The organism is Kitasatospora sp. NPDC114501 (genome assembly GCF_055633695.1).
Genome location: NZ_JBVKDS010000020.1, coordinates 126,038 through 140,305, shown reverse-complemented (window position 1 = coordinate 140,305; position 14,268 = coordinate 126,038). Strand labels below are relative to the sequence as shown.

The following is a 14,268-nucleotide window of genomic DNA, read 5'->3' as shown; positions in this document are numbered from 1 at the left end:
CTCGCAGAGGAGCTCCCCATGATCGACCTGCACGGCAAGCGCGCGATCGTCACCGGCGCCGCCTCCGGCATCGGCCGGGCCACCGCCGCCCTGCTCGCCGAACTCGGCGCGGCCGTCGTCCTCCTCGACCTCGACGCCGAGCGCGGCGAACAGGCCGCCAAGGAGACCGGCGGCACCTTCGTCCGCTGCGACGTCTCCCGACGCGCCGACTGCGAGCGGGCCGTACGCGCCGCGGTGGAGCAACACGGCGGCGTGGACGTGCTGTTCAACAACGCGGGCATCATCCGCCGCTCCACCGTCACCGAGATCAGCGACGAGGACTGGGACCTGGTGATGGCCGTCAACGTCCGCTCGATCATGCTGCTCAGCGGGCTGGTGGTGCCGCTGATGGCCGCGAACGGCGGCGGCAGCATCGTCAACACCGGCTCCGGCTGGGGCATCAGGGGCGGCGGCCGGGCCGTCTCCTACTGCGCCTCCAAGGGCGCCGTGGTCAACATGACCCGGGCGATGGCCATCGACCACGGCCCGGACAACATCCGGGTCAACTGCGTCTGCCCGGGCGACACCGACACCGGCATGCTCGCCGAGGAGGCCCGCCAGCTCGGCGAGGACCCGGACACCTTCTACACCGACGCCGCCGACCGCCCGCTCGGCCGGATCGGCCAACCCCGGGACATCGCCCGGACCGTGGCCTTCCTGGCCAGCGACGCCGCCGCCTTCGTCAGCGGCGCGGTCATCGCCGTGGACGGAGCCGGCACCGCCTGACCCGCACCCCCGTACCCGGCCCCGGGCGCCCGACCGCCGGTGCCGGTCGCCCGGCCGGTACGCTACCGACCGAGAACGAAAGGAAGCCCGATGGCGATCGAGCGGCGTCCGCTGCGCGAGCAGGTCAAGGACGAACTCCTGGAGCAGCTCGGCCGCGGCCGGTTCACCCCCGGCGAGTCGATCAACGAGGTCCAGCTCGCCGAGGAGCTGGGCGTCAGCCGAACCCCCCTGCGCGAGGCCCTGATCAGCCTGGAACGCGAGGGCATCATCACCAGCGAGCGCGGCAAGGGCTTCCGCTTCGCCCCCACCGGCAAACAGGAGTTCCTCGACCTCACCGCGATCGTGATCGCCCTGGAGTCGCTGGCCCTGCGCACCTCCGACCCGGCACACCTCGCCGAGATCGCCCCCCGGCTGCTCGCCGAGGCCCGCGCCTTCTCCGCCCCGCAGGCCCCGCACGGCACGATAGAGCGCTACGACGACGCCTGGCACGCCCTGCTGCTCTCCGGCTGCGCCAACGCCCGGCTGCGCGAGATGATCGACTCGCTCAAGCTCACCCTGCACCGCTACGAGCGGGTGGTGGTGGGCGACCACGAGATCCTGGAACGCGCCGCCGAGGAGCACGAGCGGATCGCCCAGTGCCTGCTGGACGGCGACCTCGACCAGGCCGTCGCCGCGCTGGAGGCCAACTGGACCAGCGGCATGGAGCGCATCCTGGACCGGCTGCCCCCGATCGCCGCCCGCTGAGCGGCCGAGGCCCGGGCGTACCGCATCTGGTAGGCCCGGCACCGGTCGCTCCGCCCTCGACGGAGCGACAGGTACCTCCGGCGTTCAGGCGGGCCAGCGCAGCACCGCGCCGAGGCCACCCGGCGGGCCGGGGACGGTCTCCGGGACGAGCACGGCCTCGGCCGCGCAGGCCGTGGCGGCGCGCAGCAGGGCGTCGGCGGCGGGGGCCTGCTCCGGGTGGCGGACGCCCATGCGGCGCAGGTCGGCCCGGTCGACGCCGAGGTGCTCGGGCTCGGGGCCGGTCCACACCGGACGCTCCGGGTCGTGGCCGCCGGTCTGCAGGAGCAGCGCGGCGAGCTGGTGCTGCCGGGCGGCGCTCACCACCGCGGGGATGCCCTGGGCGGCCGGTCCGGGCGCGGTCTCGGTGCCGTCGCCGTCGGTGCGGTGTCCGCCGGGACGGCCGACACCGGTGCGGAAGGCGTCCAGCAGCTCGGCCAGGTGCCGGCCGCGGTGGTCGGCCCAGGCCTCGGCGAGGCGCCGGTCGAAGGCTCCCCCGGCGGCTCCCCCGTCCAACTCGACGGTCACTTCCCGGAGTTGCGGGGGCAGCCGGTCGTGGACGGCGCGGCGCTCCCGGGTACCGCCGGTGAGGACGAGCAGGTGGGCACCGCTGTGCGGCCAGCTCCGGGTGAGGTGCTCGGCGACGATCCCGGCGGTGCGCTCCCAGGTGTCCTCGACCCGGTGCCGGTAGTGCCACTCGTAGCGGTCGGCGGGCGGGGCGCGGTGGCCCCGGCCCTGCCACTGCGGGCCCTCGACGGTGCCCATCGGCTCGCCGTGCCCGAGTTCGTAGCGTCGCAGGTCGGCGCCGGTGCGGTCGACGGCGGCGACCAGGCAGGCGGGCACCGCGTCGTCCAGCAGGCCGAGCAGCGGGCCGGTGTGCGGGAGCGGGGCCCAGGTGACGGCGACGTCGGGCGGGGAGACGGCGAGCGGCACGTCCAGCGCGACCTCGCCGTCCGCGGCGAACACCGCCCGGCCGGGCGGGGAGCCGGCCGCGGGCATCGCGGCCAGGTGGTCGCGGACGGCCGCGCAGGTCGCCCCGTCGGCGCCGGCCTCGGCCAGCCGCTGGACGGCGGCGCGGTCGATCAGCGCCCGCCGCCGGGCGGCGTCCTCGGTGGCGCGGGAGGTGTCGAGGTGGACCGAGGCCCAGGGGCCGGGCCGGTCCAGCAGCGGGGTGAGGAAGGCGAGGTCCATGACGGCCTCCGGGAGTGGCGGGTCGGTTCGGCCGGCGACGGGTGGTCAGTGTCCGAACATGTGCCGGATCCGGCCGCCCGGTCGCGCCGCCGTCTCCCGGCCGCCCTGCTCGGCGGCCCGCTCCTCGGGCGGCACCCGCATGTCGTCGGAGCCGCCCACGGTGCGTTCGCGTTCCACGGGAGCCGCGACCGGCCGCGCCCGCCGCACCCGTCGCGGCGTCCGCCGGGCCAGCCGCATCATCGCGAGGCCGAGGCAGAAGATCAGGGCCAGCGCCACCCCGGCGAGGAAGATGCTCAGGCTGTTCAGCGTCACCAGGTCGTTGCCCAGGATCGTCACCTGGTAGTCGGGCCCGCCGGAGAGGTTGTCCGCGATCAGCAGTCCGACGAACGCTCCGGACGCCGCCATCAGCAGAAGTCCCAGCAGCAACATGGGGATCGGTCCCTTCCGTCCTGGTCTCGGCCCCCCTCGTCCGGTCGCGTCTACCCGCCCCCGGCAGCCCCTAACGGCCGCCGGGCGACACGGCGGAACCCGGAGGAACCGGGCTGTCGCCACTCGATACGAGGAGCTCGCGGTCCGCCACGAGGCGACTGTCCTCATCGCCTGCCGTCAACGAGTGGCCATGACTCCGCGGCCACACGCTGGGATCCCCGATCCACGCCGCAGGGAGATCGCTGCCGCCGAGGACGCGGGCGAAGTCGTCGTCTTCCACCTCTCGTGTGAAGTCACCGGTCTTGTGCGAAGTGACCGGGGTCCCGCTCAGCCTGCCGTCACGGCGGCCGGGTACGCGGTGACGGCGGCTGCGTCCCGGGTGCGCAGTCCGACGTGTCCGTCCGGGCGGACCACGACGAGTTCGCCGTCGTGAGCCTGATACGCCGACCCCGCCGCGGCGTGCGGGTCGATCAGGTCGGAGCCGATCGGGTAGGCGTTGACCCCGGCGACGTCGGGCAGCGGGCCGAGGCCGAACCGGTAGGGAGCTCGCGTTGCGCCTCTTCGTGGAACACGGCCATGACGAGGTGGGCATGCGCGACGTGGCACAGGAAGCGGACGTCGCCGTGACCACCGTGTTCGCACACTTCGCCGCCAAGGAGGCACTGGACTTCGACCAGGACGAACACCACGAGGAACGCCTGGTCGGCGCGGTAGCGAACCGGAGTCCCGATCAGTCGCTGCTCGACGCGCTGCGCGCCGAGGTGCTCGACGCCGCCCGATGGTTCTCCACACCGAAATCCGTCTCGTTCTGGACCCTCGTCGAAAGCTCGGCCGCGCTGCGCGGCTACGCCTCCCGAATGCGGGCGCGGCACGAGCAGGCCCCCGTCTCCGCCATCTCCTCAGACCCCGAGGCACCCACGTCCGCCGCCGCCTGTCGTGCGCTCGCCCGCTTCACCCTGGACGCGTACTCCCTGGCCCGGGACGCCGAGAACCCGCCGGCCGCGGTGGAGGAGGTCTTCGATCTCATCGAGCCCGGCTTCGCGTCCGCGGCGGGCCGACGGTCAGCGAGGCCGCTGAAGTAGCCGCCCTTCCTCACGCCCGGCACGAGGTCGTCGCCGAGCCGCCACAGCTGGTTGTCACAGCCGCTGGCGCCGAGCGTCACGGGACGTCGGCCAGGTCGGGGTGCTGGTCGCGCAGCAGGTCGCGGACCAGCTTCGCGATGGTCCCGGTCCCGGAGTGGGTCATCCGGAGCAACGCCGGTCGGGAGACCCGCCCGCGTGGCGCTATTCGGTCTGGACGGCGATCAGGCAGGTGTCGTCGTCGGTGTCGGCGGGGCTGAGTTCGAGCAGCCGGTCAAGGTACTGCTCCAGGTCCGGGCCCGGGGCGCCGGCCGCCCGGAGCAGTTGCTCCACCGACTCCTCCACCGGGCGGTCCCGGCGCTCGACCAGTCCGTCGGTGTAGAGCAGCAGGACGTCCCCCGGGTCGAGCCGGGCGGTGTGCTCCTCGTACTCGGCGTCGTCGAGCGCGCCGAGCAACACGCCGTGCGGCAGCGGCAGCACGTGGGCGCCGTCCGGGCCGAGCCGGATCGGCGGCAGGTGGCCGGCCCGGGCCCAGCGCAGTTCGCCGCTGACCGGGTCCAGCAGCACGCAGACGGCGGTCGCGGTGATCTGGCCCGGTTCGCGCAGGGCCACGGTGTTGGCCCAGCCCAGCAGCCGGCCGGGGCCGGCCCCGGTGACGGCGAGGCCGCGCAGCGCGTGCCGCAGCGCGACCATCCCGGTGGCCGCGCCGACGCCGTGCCCGGCCACGTCCCCGACCGCGAGCAGCACCCGCCGGTCGGGCAGCACCAGCACGTCGTACCAGTCGCCGCCGACCCGGTCGCGCTGGCCGGCGGGGCGGTAGCGGACGGCGGCGTGCAGGCCGGTGACGCCGAGCGGGGGCGGCGCGGCCGGCAGGATCGCCTGCTGGAGCCGGAGCGCCAGCTGCGCCCGCTCGGCGGACTCCTGCTCGGTGTCGGCCAGCCGCTCCCGGGTGGCGCCGAGCGCGACCTCCGTCCAGTGCTGGGCGGAGACGTCGTGGTAGGCGCCGCGGACGGCGACCAGCCGGCCGGCCTCGTCCACCACCGGTTCGGCGATCACCCGGGTGAAGCGGTAGGTGCCGTCCGGGCGGTCCAGCCGGACCACCGCGGAGGCGGTGCGGTGGTGGTGCCGGACGGTGTCCAGCAGCCGCCGGATCGCCGGCCGGTCGTCCGGGTGGGTGTGCCGGGCAAGCCGGTCCAGCGGTACGGGCGCGGCACCCGGCGGCAGCCCGTACAGCTCGCGCAGCCCGTCGCTCCAGCGGATCCGGCCCTCGGCGGGGCGCTCCTCGAACCCGGCCACCCGGGCCAGCCGCTGGGCCTGGCGCAGCAGGGCGGTGCGCTCGTCGTCCTCCCGCTCGTCGTCCAGCTGCCAGCAGACCAGCAGCCGGGCGCCGAGCGGGACGACCGAGAGCAGCACGGCCACCGGGACGGCCGGCCCGTGCTCGCGGAAGGCCAGCCGGACCGGTTCGGCGGTCGACGGCACGCCGGTCTCGTACGCGCGCAGCAGCCGGTCGAGCAGTCCGGCGGCGCAGGCGGCCGGATAGGTCTCCAGCAACGAGGCGCCCTCCAGTTCCGCCCGGGAGCGGCCGAGCGGGTCGCGGAACCCGGCGCTGACCCGCAGCACCGTGAAGTCGGCGATCCGCTCGGCCCGGACGGCGGGAGCGAGCAGCAGCGCGGGGGTGAGCAGCCCGTCCAGGAGGACGGCGGCCTGCTCGGGGGCCACCGGCTCCGGGGGCGGGCCGAGCAGGGTGGTGCACAGGTCGGCGAGGGCGCACAGCTCGCGGCGCTGGGCCGGGCCGAGCACCGGGGCGGATCCCGGGCCGGCGGCCGGCCAGAGCAGCTCCAGCGCGCCGCGGCGGCGGCGCCGGTCGATCAGCGGGAGGACCGCCCGGGCGGCGTCGGCGCCCACCGAGGGCGCGTCCGTCCCCGGGTCGCCGGGCCACAGCTCGGCTCCGCCGCCGACGACCAGCTGCGCCGGGGTGGGCACGCCGGGCGGTACCCGGGCCCAGCCGGCCGCCTCCTCGGCGGACAGCCCGGCGTGCGCGGCGAGGGCCAGCGCACCGCCGGGCAGCCGGAGCCAGACGGCAACGGCACGGACGCCGAGCGCCGCCGCGGCGTGGTCCAGGACGGCCCCGGCGGCGTGTTCCAGGTCGGACGCCGCGGCGAGCGCGGGCGCGACGGGCGGGCCGGCCTCCGGCGGTTCGACGGCGGTCAGGCCGACGGCGGACCGCCCGGGCCCCGCCTCCGGTTCCTGTGCCGGCTCCTGGCCGGGGCCCGGACCCGGCTCCGGCAGCCCCGCGACGTCCGCCGCCAGCGCGAGCACCGGCACGCCCGCCTCCCGGGCCAGCCGGGCGAGGTGCGCGGCGGCCTCGGCGACCGGCAGGCCGAGCCGCTCGGCCAGGATGCCGGTGGCGAGGTCGACGGCGGCCCTGGTCCGGGCCTCGGTGTGTGACCGGGCGGCGGCGGCCTGGAGGCGGCGGACGGTCTCGGCCAGGGCCCGGGCGGTGCGCTCGGCGGAATCCCGCCCGGCGGACTCCTGGCCGGTGGCATCCCGCCCGGCGGTCACCGCACACCCCGGGGTCGGAGCGCGGTTCGCCCGTGCCGAGGAGCGGTCATGACGCGTCCAGCCAGTCCCGCATCCGCTCCAGCAGCCGGCGGGTGTCGACCGGCTTGGTGACGTGGTCGTCGGCCCCGGCGGCCAGGCTGCGGTCCCGGTCGCCGGGCATGGCCTTGGCGGTGACGGCGACGACCGGCAGCCGTTCGAAGCGCGGGTCGGCGCGGATCGCCGCGATGGCCGCGTAGCCGTCCAGTCCGGGCATCATGACGTCCATCAGCACCAGGTCGGTCTCCGGGTGGGCGCGCAGCAGGTCGAGCCCGGCCCGGCCGTCGGCGGCGTGCAGGACGTCCAGTCCGTGCCGTTCCAGGGCGGCGGTGAGTGCGAAGACGTTGCGGATGTCGTCGTCGACGATCAGCACGGTCCGACCGGCGAGAGGCCCGGCCACGGCCGGGGCGTCGCCGGTTCGCGCGGCCTCCTCCGCCTCCCCGGGCTCCCGGACGGCCGGGGGCTCGCCACCGAGCGCCCGGATCACCCGCACCCGCAGCTCGTCGAGTCCGCCGACCTGCTCCACGCCGTCGGGCCGCGCACCGCAGGCCCCATAGCCGAGCACCGGCGTGCCGCCCGCCGTGAGCTGTCCGAGCAACGGGGCGAGGTGCGCGGAGCCGACCAGGTCCAGCAGCACGCACCGGTACGGCCCGCCGGCGAGCGCGGCCCGCAGCCCGGCTTCGTCGCCCACCCCGTCGACCCGTACGGCCGAGGACGGCCAGCCCTCCGGGGGCCGGCCGTCCGAAGGCCCGCCCTCCGCCGGTACGTCCGGAGAACCGCCCGTCGGACCGTCCGAGGACCCGCCCGGGGAAGTCCCCACCGCCGCCCGGGCGAGCTGGGTGAGCAGCCCCGGCGGGTCGGGTTCCACGACCAGGACCCGCGGCCCGGCCGCGCCGTCCGGCGTCTGCTCGGCCTCGCCCAGCGGCAGGTACAGCGTGAACCGGCTGCCCTGCCCGGCCGCGGAGCGCACGGTGAGGGTGCCGCCGAGCAGCCGGGCGAGCTCCCGGCTGATCGACAGCCCGAGGCCGGTGCCGCCGAAGCGCCGCGCGGTGGATCCGTCGGCCTGCTGGAAGGCGCCGAAGATGGTGTCCAGGTGGGCCGGGTCGATGCCGATCCCGGTGTCGTCCACGTGGAAGGCCACCGCGGCACGGGTCCGGCCGAGTCCGGGCGGCAGGTCCGCCTCCTCCACGCGTTCGATGTGCAGCTCGACCCGGCCGACGTCGGTGAACTTGACGGCGTTGGAAAGCAGGTTGCGCAGCACCTGGCGCAGCCGGGACTGGTCGGTGACGATCCGCTCCGGCGTGTTCCGGTCGACGGACACCTCGAAGGCCAGCCCCTTCTGGTCGGCCAGCGGCCGGAAGCCGGACTCCACGTACTCCAGCAGCTCGCGCACCGCGAAGGGTTCGATGGCCAGGTCCATCTTCCCGGCCTCCACCTTGGAGAGGTCGAGGATGTCGTTGATGAGCTGGAGCAGGTCGGTGCCGGCCGAGTGGATCACGCCCGCGTACTCGACCTGCTTGGGGGTGAGGTTGCCGCCGCTGTTCTCGGCGAGCAGCTGGGCGAGGATGAGCAGGCTGTTCAGCGGGGTCCGTAGCTCATGGCTCATGTTGGCCAGGAACTCCGACTTGTACATCGAGGCGAGGGTCAACTCCCGTGCCCGTTCCTCCAGTTCCTGACGCGCCTGCTCGATCTCCAGGTTCTTCGCCTCGATGTCCCGGTTGCGCTGGGCGAGCAGCGCGGCCTTCTCCTCCAACTCGGCGTTGGAGCGCCGCAGTTCCTCCTGCCCTTCCTGCAACTCCTCGGATCGGGCCTGGAGTTCGGCGGTCAGCCGCTGGGACTCGCCGAGCAGCTCGTCGGTGCGGGCATTGGCCAGCAGGTTGCCCAGGTTGACCCCGCAGGCTTCGGCGAACTGGGCCAGGAAGTCGCGGTGGACCTGGGTGAACGGGTGGACGGAGGCGAACTCCATCACGCCGATCAGCCACTCCTCCAGGGCGATCGGCAGGATGACCAGGGAGCGGGCGTCGGCGCTGCCCGCGCCGGAGGAGACGGTGGCGTAGCCGGGCGGCAGCTCGTCCACGGCGACGGTCCGCCGGGTCCGGGCGGCCTGGCCGACCAGGGTCTCCCCCAGCCGTAGCCGCCGCTCGCCGGCCGGGCGGCCGTAGGCGCTGATCAGGGCCAGTTCGGTGCCGTCCGCGCCCTCCTCGGCGAGGAAGAACGCGCCGTACTGGGCGCCGACCAGCGGGGTCAGTTCGTCGGTGATCATCTCGGCGACGGCGCGGATGTCGCGCCGGCCCTGGATGGCGGCGGAGAAGCGGGCCAGGTTGGTCTTGAGCCAGTCCTGCTCCTGGTTGGCGAGGGTGCTCTCGCGCAGCGATCCGACCATCGCGTTGATGTTGTCCTTGAGGTCGGCGACCTCGCCGGAGGCGTCCACGCTGATCGAGCGGGTCAGGTCGCCGGCCGCGACGGCGCTGGTGACCTCGGCGATCGCCCGGACCTGCCGGGTCAGGTTGCCGGCCAGCTCGTTGACGTTCTCGGTGAGCCGCTTCCAGGTGCCGGAGACGCCCTCCACCCGGGCCTGCCCGCCGAGCCGGCCCTCGCTGCCGACCTCCCGGGCCACCCTGGTCACCTCGGCGGCGAACGAGGACAGCAGGTCGACCATCGTGTTGACGGTGGTCTTCAGCTCCAGGATCTCCCCGCGCGCGTCCACGTCGATCTTGCGGGTCAGGTCGCCCTCGGCGACGGCGGTGGTGACCTGGGCGATGTTGCGCACCTGGCTGGTCAGGTTGTGCGCCATGAAGTTGACGTTGTCGGTGAGGTCCTTCCAGGTCCCGGCGACGTTGGGCACCCGGGCCTGGCCGCCCAGGATGCCCTCGGTGCCGACCTCGCGGGCGACCCGGGTCACCTCGTCGGCGAAGACGGACAGGGTGTCCACCATGGTGTTGATCGCGTCGGCGAGGGCCGCGACCTCGCCCTCGGCCTCGACGGTGATCTTCCGGGAGAGGTCGCCGCGGGCCACCGCGGTCGCCACCTCGGACATCGAGCGGACCTGGCCGGTGAGGTTGGAGGCCATCACGTTGACGTTGTCGGTGAGGTCCTTCCACGTCCCGGAGACGCCGCGGACGGTGGCCTGGCCGCCCAGGTTCCCGGCGGTGCCGACCTCCCGGGCCACCCTGGTCACCTCGTCCGCGAACGAGGACAGCTGGTCGACCATCGTGTTGATGGTCTCCTTCAGCTCCAGGATCTCCCCGCGCGCGTCGACCCGGATCTTCTGGGTCAGGTCGCCCTCCGCGACGGCGGTGGTCACCTCGGCGATCGAGCGGACCTGGGCGGTGAGGTTGTCGGCCATGACGTTGACGGACTCGGTCAGCGCCTTCCAGGTGCCGGAGACGTCCCGGACGTCCGCCTGGCCGCCGAGGCGGCCCTCGGTGCCGACCTCCCGGGCCACCCTGGTCACCTCGGCGGCGAAGGCGGACAGCTGGTCGACCATCGTGTTGATGGTGGTCTTGAGCTCCAGGATCTCCCCGCGGGCGGCGACCGAGATCTTCTGGGTGAGGTCCCCCTCGGCCACGGCGGTCGCCACCTGGGCGATGTTGCGCACCTGCCAGGTCAGGTTGCCCGCCATCGCGTTCACCGAGTCGGTCAGGTCGCGCCACGTCCCGGCGACGCCCGGCACCTGCGCCTGGCCGCCGAGCCGGCCCTCGGTGCCGACCTCCCGGGCCACCCGGGTCACCTCGTCCGCGAACGAGGAGAGCGTGTCCACCATGGTGTTGACGGTGCTCTTGAGCTCCAGGATCTCGCCGCGCGCGTCCACCTCGATCTTCTGGGTGAGGTCGCCGCGCGCCACCGCCGTGGTGACCTGGGCGATGTTGCGGACCTGCCAGGTCAGGTTGCCCGCCATCGCGTTCACCGAGTCGGTCAGCTCCAGCCAGGTGCCGGTCGCGTCCGGCACCTGGGCCTGGCCGCCGAGCCGCCCGTCGGTGCCGACCTCCCGGGCCACCCTGGTCACCTCCGAGGTCACCCGGGCCAGCTGGTCGGCCATGCCGTTGAAGACCACGGCGATCTCCCCCAGCACCCCGGGCCGGTCCGGAGCGAGCCGGGTGCGGAAGTCCCCGTCGCACACGGCCGTCAGCCCGGCGAGCAGCTGCCGCAGCGCCTGCTCGGCGGGGTCGGGCACGGGGGCTCCGGCCACCGGGTGCTCGTCCATCCGTCCACCGTCCGGATCGCCCGCACGGCCGGGGTGCGCCGTCCGGACACCTCAGCCCCGAGGGCGGCGGGCGCCGCCCTGCTCCCACTGTGCCACCGCGGGCCGGGGGTGACACGCGGGAGGAGCCGGGGGTGACCCGCGGGACGAGGTCGCGGGGTGGTGCCTCAGCCCGGAACGGTCTCGCGGATCGGGAAGGCGTCGGTGGCGCCGGTGAGTTCGAGCATCCGCAGGATCAGCGGCCGGGGCCGGGCCAGCTCGATCCGGCTGCCGTCCACCGCCGCCCGGGCCTTGGCCCGCAGCAGGGCGTTGAGCCCCGTCGAATCGCAGAACTCCAGCCCGGCGCAGTCCACCACGACCACGGAGGCGGGTTCCGTGAGGGCCCGGTCGAACGCGGTCCGCAGATCGGCGATCGAGTCCAGGTCCAGATCGCCGCGCAGCACCAGCACGGTGCCCAGGGCCCACGGCCGGAGATCGACGGTGAGCCCCTCGGCCCGGCCGACGGCAGGGTCCCCGGACTTCGACGGGCGCTGCGCCATGGCTGCGGACTCCTCTCGCACGGTCCGGACCGCACGCGCCGGTCGACGGCCGGCGCTGACACCCCCACGGCTATCCGCTGCGGCGCGCCGGAAACCCCTCCGTACGTCCCGGTCGGGACGGACGGCCGATCAGCCCGGGCCCGGCCCCGCCTGCCCCCTGGCCCGGTCCCCGTCCACCGCCGCCCCGACGGGTGGGCGCGGCACCTCCAGCCAGACCAGCTTCCCACCGCCCTCGGGCCGCGAGCCCCAGGCGGTGGCGAGCCGGTCCACCACCCGCAGCCCGTGCCCGCCCGGACGGCCCGCCCCCGCGAACGGGCGCAGCCGCGGCGGGACGGGGCTGGCGTCCGCGACCTCCACCCGCAGCCGGTCGCCGTCCCAGCGCAGCCGCAGCTCGCGCGGGCCGCCGGGGGCGTGCAGGCAGGCGTTGGTGACCAGCTCGGAGACCATCAGCAGGACGTCCTCGGCCGCGGCCCGCCGGTCCTCGTCGGCGGCCGGCAGCCAGTGCCAGGACACCAGTGCCCGCCGGCTGAAGTCGCGGCTGCGCTGCACTGCGCCTGCGCTGCCCTCCAGCACCAGCCGCCTGGTCTGCTCCCGGCCCGGCGGCCCACCGTTCGCGGGGCGCTCCACGGCCTGCCTCCTCACCTCGGTCCGGGTGGCGCGACGGCCCCGTCGACGGAGGCCCCGCCGGAGGCCGCCGGCGCCGCACGGAGGTCGGGGCGGACCCGCAGCACGCGGTCGGCCCCGGTGAGCGCCATCAGCCGCGCCCCCAGCGGGCCGGGGCCGGCCGGCTCCAGCCGCAGCCCCACCGCCCGCGCGTCCAGTCGGGCGCGCAGCAGGACGTTCGGGCCGGTCGAGTCGCAGAACCGCAGACCGGCGAGGTCCACCACGATCCGCTCGATGCCGTCCGCCGACGGGGGCCGGGCGAGCGCGGCGCGCAGCGCGTCGGCGCTGTCATGGTCCAGTCCCCCGGCGACGGTGACGATCCGCACCGGCCCCCGGTCGCGCACCGCGACGCTCAGGCCGTCGGGTTCCGGCTCGGCGGGGCCGTCCTGACCGACGGGCTCGCGGGACGGCTCGGGTGACCTCGGCACGGCTCGCTCCCACGCCCGATGGGGACGGCTGGGCGCCGTTCCGACCTCATCGCGTGCGCCGTCCCGGGCCGCGCGGACGCCGGTACCCGCGAGCACACCGGGTACGGGCGGTAGCGCCGACCGTCGGCCGTCCATGCCCCGCGTCTGCCCGGCCCCCGCCGGGGCACACCCGCCGGGGCCGTACGGCTCGCATCGCGGCCCGGACCGTACGGCTCGCGGGCCCTGCCCTGGACGTTGGAGCCCGGCCCCCCCGGGGGAAGCCGCACCGGTGGCGGGGGCCGCAGGCCGCTCGCCGGTGTGCCCCGGGCCCGACCGGGAGCGCCCGGACGCACGGAAGGCAGGGACGGGCCGTGAGATTCCTCGACCGCAGCACCGCCGGACACCAGCTGGCCCGCAGGCTCGTCCCGCTGCTGAGCGGACGCGGCGGCGACGGAGTGGTGGTCCTGGGCCTGGCACCGGGCGGGCTGCCGGTGGCCGCCGAGGTCGCCGAGGCCCTGGGCGCCCCGCTCGAGGCCACCGTGGTGCGGCCGCTGGCCGTGCCCGGCCACGACCGCCCGGTCGGCGCGATCGCCGACGGCGATCCGCCGCTGTTCGACCGGTGCACCCTGACGAGCCTCGGCGTCACCGCGGCGGAGCTGGGTGCGAGCGTCAGGCGGGAGCGGGTCGAGGTCCACCGCCGGGAGTCGCTCTACCGCCAGGGCCGCGCCCGGCTGCCGCTGAACGGGCGCACCGCCGTCCTGGTCCTCGACGGCCTGACCGACGCCCTCACCGCCCGGGCGGCGCTCCACGCGCTCGCCGCCGAACGCCCGCGGCAGCTGGTCGTCGCGGCGCCGGTCGGCGACGCCCGGATCGCGGCCGGGCTGCGCCGGGACGTGGACGCGGTGGTCTGCCTCCACCTCCCCCGCTACGCGCACGCCGCCGGGCCCTGGTACAGCGAGTTCCACGAGGTCACCGACCGCGAGGCGGCCGTCCTGCTCCAGCGCCGCACCCCGCCCGGCCGGCCCCGCGCCGGTCACGCGGCGGCGCGGAGCGACCGGGCCTGAGGGGCGTCCGGGGCTTCCTTCCAGTCGTCCGTCCGGCATGCCCGAGGACGGCCCGGCCGCCGAGGCCGCCCAGCCCGCCGTCGCCGTCCGACCGGCTTCCGGTGAACAGTCCGGGACGCCCGGCCCGGCGGAACCGGCGGTCCGGACAGCCGAGGCCGGATCACCCGAACTCCCCCACCGGGTCGCCCGGCTGAGGGTCTAGGGCCTGTCTTGGGGTCCGTGCCCCGCCACGCCCGCCCCGCGGTGCGTGCCGGCCTGCGCAGCCCGTGTGCACTCCCCGCCGTCGCCGATCCGCTGCCGCCGCCGTGCGGCCGCGCGGCGTCCCGTCAGGCCCGTCCGGCTCCTGGACCCGACTGGTCGCCACCAGCCACGGGATCGGCATCGCCCTGGGAACCCGCTGACCGACGCGGCCCTGGACGCCGCCCGCGCGGCCGGGTTCGCCGTGCTCCCCCGCCGGCGCTGCGCGCCCTCGGGGCGCTCCGTGCGCTCTCGCCGCACGACCTCCACCGCGCCCTCCACCCCGGCCGGCACCTCGCCGGACCCGAACCGGTG

General features: G+C 75.9%; 11 protein-coding genes and 1 pseudogene. 4 read left to right on the top strand and 8 right to left on the bottom strand.

Annotated features, from left to right (window positions below; genetic code table 11):
• The first annotated feature begins 18 nt into the window (after positions 1-18).
• Together ACZ7RU_RS32280 and ACZ7RU_RS32275 are read left to right on the top strand one after the other, a co-directional pair.
• The gene (locus ACZ7RU_RS32280; RefSeq protein WP_470344521.1) at positions 19-765 is read left to right on the top strand and encodes an SDR family NAD(P)-dependent oxidoreductase; all 747 of its coding nucleotides are present in this window, start codon (positions 19-21) and stop codon (positions 763-765) included.
• A 90-nt stretch (positions 766-855) separates the two neighbouring features.
• Positions 856-1,509, top strand: a complete 654-nt coding sequence (locus ACZ7RU_RS32275) for a GntR family transcriptional regulator (protein WP_470344520.1) — start codon at positions 856-858, stop codon at positions 1,507-1,509.
• An 84-nt stretch (positions 1,510-1,593) separates the two neighbouring features.
• Here ACZ7RU_RS32275 and ACZ7RU_RS32270 read toward each other — a convergent pair whose 3' ends face one another.
• Together ACZ7RU_RS32270 and ACZ7RU_RS32265 are read right to left on the bottom strand one after the other, a co-directional pair.
• Positions 1,594-2,736 carry a baeRF2 domain-containing protein gene (locus tag ACZ7RU_RS32270; RefSeq protein ID WP_470344519.1) on the bottom strand — a complete coding sequence of 381 codons (1,143 nt, stop codon included), beginning with the start codon at positions 2,734-2,736 and terminating at the stop codon, positions 1,594-1,596.
• Positions 2,737-2,781: 45 nt separating this feature from the next.
• Positions 2,782-3,165, bottom strand: a complete 384-nt coding sequence (locus ACZ7RU_RS32265) for a hypothetical protein (protein ID WP_470344518.1) — start codon at positions 3,163-3,165, stop codon at positions 2,782-2,784.
• A 551-nt stretch (positions 3,166-3,716) separates the two neighbouring features.
• Between ACZ7RU_RS32265 and ACZ7RU_RS32260 the strand changes: the two genes are divergently transcribed.
• Positions 3,717-4,247: a TetR/AcrR family transcriptional regulator gene (locus ACZ7RU_RS32260; RefSeq protein ID WP_470344517.1), complete on the top strand. Its 531-nt coding sequence runs from the start codon at positions 3,717-3,719 to the stop codon at positions 4,245-4,247.
• Positions 4,248-4,270: 23 nt separating this feature from the next.
• Here the strand turns inward: ACZ7RU_RS32260 and ACZ7RU_RS32255 are convergent.
• The 6 genes and pseudogenes from ACZ7RU_RS32255 to ACZ7RU_RS32230 all read right to left on the bottom strand — a co-directional run.
• Positions 4,271-4,383: pseudogene (locus ACZ7RU_RS32255) on the bottom strand (aminoglycoside phosphotransferase); the annotation flags it as partial.
• A gap of 65 nt (positions 4,384-4,448) precedes the next feature.
• Positions 4,449-6,806: a PP2C family protein-serine/threonine phosphatase gene (locus tag ACZ7RU_RS32250; RefSeq protein WP_470344516.1), complete on the bottom strand. Its 2,358-nt coding sequence runs from the start codon at positions 6,804-6,806 to the stop codon at positions 4,449-4,451.
• 46 nt (positions 6,807-6,852) lie between these two features.
• Positions 6,853-11,046, bottom strand: a complete 4,194-nt coding sequence (locus ACZ7RU_RS32245) for a HAMP domain-containing protein (protein ID WP_470344515.1) — start codon at positions 11,044-11,046, stop codon at positions 6,853-6,855.
• A 164-nt stretch (positions 11,047-11,210) separates the two neighbouring features.
• Entirely contained in the window at positions 11,211-11,582 is a 372-nt protein-coding gene (locus ACZ7RU_RS32240) for an STAS domain-containing protein (RefSeq protein ID WP_470344514.1), read from the bottom strand.
• A gap of 129 nt (positions 11,583-11,711) precedes the next feature.
• Complete coding sequence (locus tag ACZ7RU_RS32235) at positions 11,712-12,209, bottom strand: ATP-binding protein (RefSeq protein ID WP_470344513.1); 498 nt, start codon at positions 12,207-12,209, stop codon at positions 11,712-11,714.
• 11 nt (positions 12,210-12,220) lie between these two features.
• On the bottom strand, positions 12,221-12,673 hold the full coding sequence (locus ACZ7RU_RS32230; protein WP_470344512.1) for an STAS domain-containing protein: 453 nt from the start codon (positions 12,671-12,673) through the stop codon (positions 12,221-12,223).
• Positions 12,674-13,023: 350 nt separating this feature from the next.
• Here ACZ7RU_RS32230 and ACZ7RU_RS32225 point away from each other — a divergent pair, with 350 nt between their 5' ends.
• Positions 13,024-13,716: a phosphoribosyltransferase gene (locus ACZ7RU_RS32225; protein ID WP_470344511.1), complete on the top strand. Its 693-nt coding sequence runs from the start codon at positions 13,024-13,026 to the stop codon at positions 13,714-13,716.
• The last annotated feature ends 552 nt before the right edge of the window (positions 13,717-14,268 follow it).